Below are 3,906 nucleotides of genomic sequence, written 5' to 3' on the forward strand. Positions count from 1 at the left end.
ACTCAAAGATTACTTAAAACAAGAATGTTTAATGATGTTTTAAGTAGAATTCATTTTTGGGGCTGGCAAGCTATTATTGTTGCAGCTGCAATTACATTGCCTTTGGGTTTAACATCTTCAAAAGAATATGCAGAGTTAGAATGGCCAATAGATATTGCTGTTGTTTTAATTTGGGTTGTATTTGCAATTAACTTATTTGGTACCATATTAAAAAGAAGGCAAAGACATATTTATGTTGCAATTTGGTTTTATATTGCTACTGTAATTACTATTGCTGTTCTTTATATATTTAACAATTTAGAAATGCCTGTATCTGCATTTAAAAGTTACTCGGTGTATTCTGGAGTGCAAGATGCACTGGTGCAATGGTGGTATGGACATAATGCAGTTGCATTCTTTTTAACAACACCAGTTTTAGGTTTAATGTATTATTTTGTTCCTAAAGTAGCTAATAGACCAGTGTATTCTTATAGATTATCTATTATTCACTTTTGGACATTAATTTTCTTATATATTTGGGCTGGACCTCACCATTTATTATATACAGCACTGCCAGAATGGGCACAAAATTTAGGAACAGTTTTTTCAATAATGCTTATTTTCCCATCTTGGGGTGGTATGATAAACGGTTTATTAACCTTACGTGGAGCTTGGGATAAAGTACGTGAAAATCCTGTATTAAAATTCTTTGTAGTTGCAATTACAGGTTATGGTATGGCAACTTTTGAAGGTCCAATGTTATCATTTAAAAACTTAAATGCAATTGGACATTATACAGATTGGATTGTTGGTCACGTTCATATTGGTGCTTTAGCTTGGAATGGATTTATGATTGCTGGTATTGTATATTGGTTAGCAGAAAAACTTTGGAAAACACCACTATATTCTAAAAAATTAGCAAATACTCATTTTTGGTTGGGTACTTTAGGAATCTTATTTTATGCAATTCCGTTATATGTTGCTGGGTTTACACAAGCATTTATGTGGAAACAATTTAATCCAGATGGAACCTTAGTTTATGGAAATTTCTTAGAAACGGTTACACAAGTTATTCCAATGTATGCAATGCGTGCAATTGGAGGTACATTGTATTTAACAGGTTTTGTTTTATTAGCAATTAACATTATTAAAACAGCAAAAGCGGGATCTGTTGTTGAAGATGAATTAGCTGAAGCTGCTCCTTTGAAAAAAATTAGTGGTAAACGTGTTTCTGGGGAAGGATTCCATACTTGGTTAGAAAGAAAAACAGTATTATTTACAATTTTAACAACTGTTGCTATTTTAATTGGTGGTTTGGTAGAAATTGTTCCATTAATATTGGTAAAATCTAACATTCCAACTATTGAAAGTGTAAAACCATACACACCTTTAGAATTAGAAGGTAGAGATATTTATATTAGAGAAGGTTGTAATAACTGTCATTCTCAAATGATTCGTCCGTTCCGTTCAGAAGTTGAGCGTTATGGTGAATATTCTAAAGCAGGTGAATTTGTATACGATTTTCCATTCTTATGGGGATCACGAAGAACAGGGCCAGATGTGCACAGAATTGGAGGAAAATACAATGATAATTGGCATTTTAACCATATGCTAGATCCTCGTTCTACATCACCTGGTTCTATTATGCCACGTTATCCTTGGCTAATTAAAAATGATATGAATGCCTCTAATTTGGAGAGTAAAATGAATGGACTAGCTGGTCTTGGAGTTCCTTATTCTGAAGAAGAAATTAAAGGAGCTAAACAAGCTTTATTGGTACAAGCTAAAGAAATTGAAAATAATTTAAGACAAGACCCTGAGTTTGTTAAAAATTATGGTTCAAGTAATATTGAAAACAAAGAAATTGTAGCTTTAATTGCGTATTTACAACGTTTAGGTACAGATATTAAAGCAAATAATACAGCCTTAAAATAATAACCTATGTTAAAATTTATAAAACATAATTTAGAAAGTATTGAAGGGGTAGAAATTTATCCAATAATTTCATTAGTCTTATTCTTTTTGGTTTTTTCAACAATGATAATATTTGTTTTTAAACTTCCAAAACGAAGAATTGACAATTTAAGTAATTTACCTTTCGATAACGATACAAATACTAAAGAAAAAACAGATGAATAAAAATTCAGAAAACATATCGGGTTGGAAAAAGTTTATGAAATCTTTGACCAAAGCCCACGAGCTAGGAACAGAAGAAGACATTATGTTAGACCACGATTACGATGGAATTAAAGAACTAGATAATGTATTGCCACCTTGGTGGTTATACGGCTTCTATATTACCATTGCAATTAGTATTTTTTACTATATTCAGGTTTTTTATAATTCTGAAAAGTACAGCCAAGCTGAAGAATTTGCTACTGAAATAGCTGAAGGTAAGGCCGAAGTTGAAGCTTATAAAGCAGCAAATCCACAATTATTTGACGATAGCAATATTGTAGTATTAACAGATGATGAAAGTATTGCAAAAGGAAAAGAATTGTTTGCTTCAAAAACCTGTACTGCTTGTCACTTAGCAGATTTAGGAGGAAGTATAGGACCTAATTTAACAGATAATGTTTGGATTTTAGGAGGAGATGTTAAATCGATTTTTAATACATTAACCAACGGAGGAAGACCTGGTAAAGGAATGATTGCTTGGGAAAGTACTATTACTAGAGAAGAGAGAATTCAATTAGCAAGTTATATTATCTCAATGCAAGGAACGCAACCAGCAAGTCCAAAAGCTGCAGAAGGTGATATTATTTGGCCAGAAGAATAATAAAAAAGGGAAGCTTTGTAGAATTTGGATTTTCAAGTAGTTATAATATTTGAATAATTATAGGTTTTACTAAAAAGCATTCCTATTTTAGTTAAAGTATTTAGAAAAATTGAGGGAAAATAAGCGGGTTTATAATAGTTATAAAATAAATCAGTTTCTTTTCCCTTTTTTTGTCACTTATGTTTCCATGCGATAAATCAATTAACTATAAATTTGCTTAAAATTTTTATACAGAAGCAGTTAAAATGGATAAAGAAAACAAAGAAATATTTCGAGACTCAATTGCAACAATTGATAAAAGTGGAAAAAGAAATTTTATTTTTCCTAAAAAACCTAAAGGTAGATTTTATAATTATAGAACCATTGTTAGTTGGTTTCTTTTGGTATTTTTGTTAGCTGCTCCTTTTATTAAAATTAAGGGAAATCAGTTTTTATTATTTAATATAATAGAACGTAAATTTCATATTTTCGGTTTTCCTTTTTGGCCACAAGATTTTCATTTATTAGTAATTTCAATGTTGGTAAGCGTTGTTTTTATTATTTTATTTACAGTAGTATTTGGAAGAATATTTTGCGGTTGGATGTGTCCTCAAACTATTTTTATGGAAATGGTATTTAGAAAAGTTGAATATTTAATTGAAGGAGATAGATCTAAACAAATAAAACTTGACAAGCAAAAATGGGATGCAGAAAAAATTAGAAAAAGAGTCTTAAAATGGGTTGTCTTTTTTATAATCTCATTTATAATTTCAAATGTATTTTTAGCTTATATAATTGGTTCAGATGAAGTTTTGGCATATATAACAGCTAGTCCAGCAGAGCATTTAGATACACTAATTTATTTGTTAGTTTTTACAGGTGTATTCTACTTTGTGTTTGCTTGGTTTAGAGAACAAGTGTGCATTATAGTTTGTCCATATGGTAGATTACAAGGAGTTCTATTAGACAATAAATCTATAAATGTAGCGTATGATTTTGTAAGAGGAGAAGGAGATTCTGGTAGAAAAAAATTACGAAAAGGTGAAAACAGAGAAGAGTTAGGACATGGAGATTGTATAGATTGTAAACAATGTGTTTATGTGTGCCCAACAGGAATTGATATTAGAAACGGAACTCAATTAGAATGTATTAACTGTACAGCTTGTATA

Annotated in this window: 4 protein-coding genes; all 4 read left to right on the forward strand. The window is 30.5% G+C overall.

Features of this window, described 5'->3' with window-relative positions; genetic code table 11:
- The coding region (ccoO, locus tag AB1Z17_RS02550) for a cytochrome-c oxidase, cbb3-type subunit II (RefSeq protein ID WP_368050222.1) at positions 1-1,914 on the forward strand (1,914 nt) is incomplete at its 5' end.
- Between the two features lie 6 nt (positions 1,915-1,920).
- Positions 1,921-2,118: a CcoQ/FixQ family Cbb3-type cytochrome c oxidase assembly chaperone gene (locus AB1Z17_RS02555; protein WP_368050223.1), complete on the forward strand. Its 198-nt coding sequence runs from the start codon at positions 1,921-1,923 to the stop codon at positions 2,116-2,118.
- A complete protein-coding gene (locus AB1Z17_RS02560) occupies positions 2,111-2,758 on the forward strand; it encodes a cbb3-type cytochrome c oxidase N-terminal domain-containing protein (RefSeq protein ID WP_368050224.1) in 648 nt (215 codons plus the stop codon). Before AB1Z17_RS02555 ends, AB1Z17_RS02560 begins: the two co-directional genes overlap by 8 nt.
- Before the next feature lie 245 nt (positions 2,759-3,003).
- A partial coding sequence (gene ccoG, locus AB1Z17_RS02565) for a cytochrome c oxidase accessory protein CcoG (protein ID WP_368050225.1) occupies positions 3,004-3,906 on the forward strand: 903 nt, incomplete at its 3' end.

This window comes from Lutibacter sp., from assembly GCF_040883305.1.
Classification (GTDB): domain Bacteria; phylum Bacteroidota; class Bacteroidia; order Flavobacteriales; family Flavobacteriaceae; genus Lutibacter.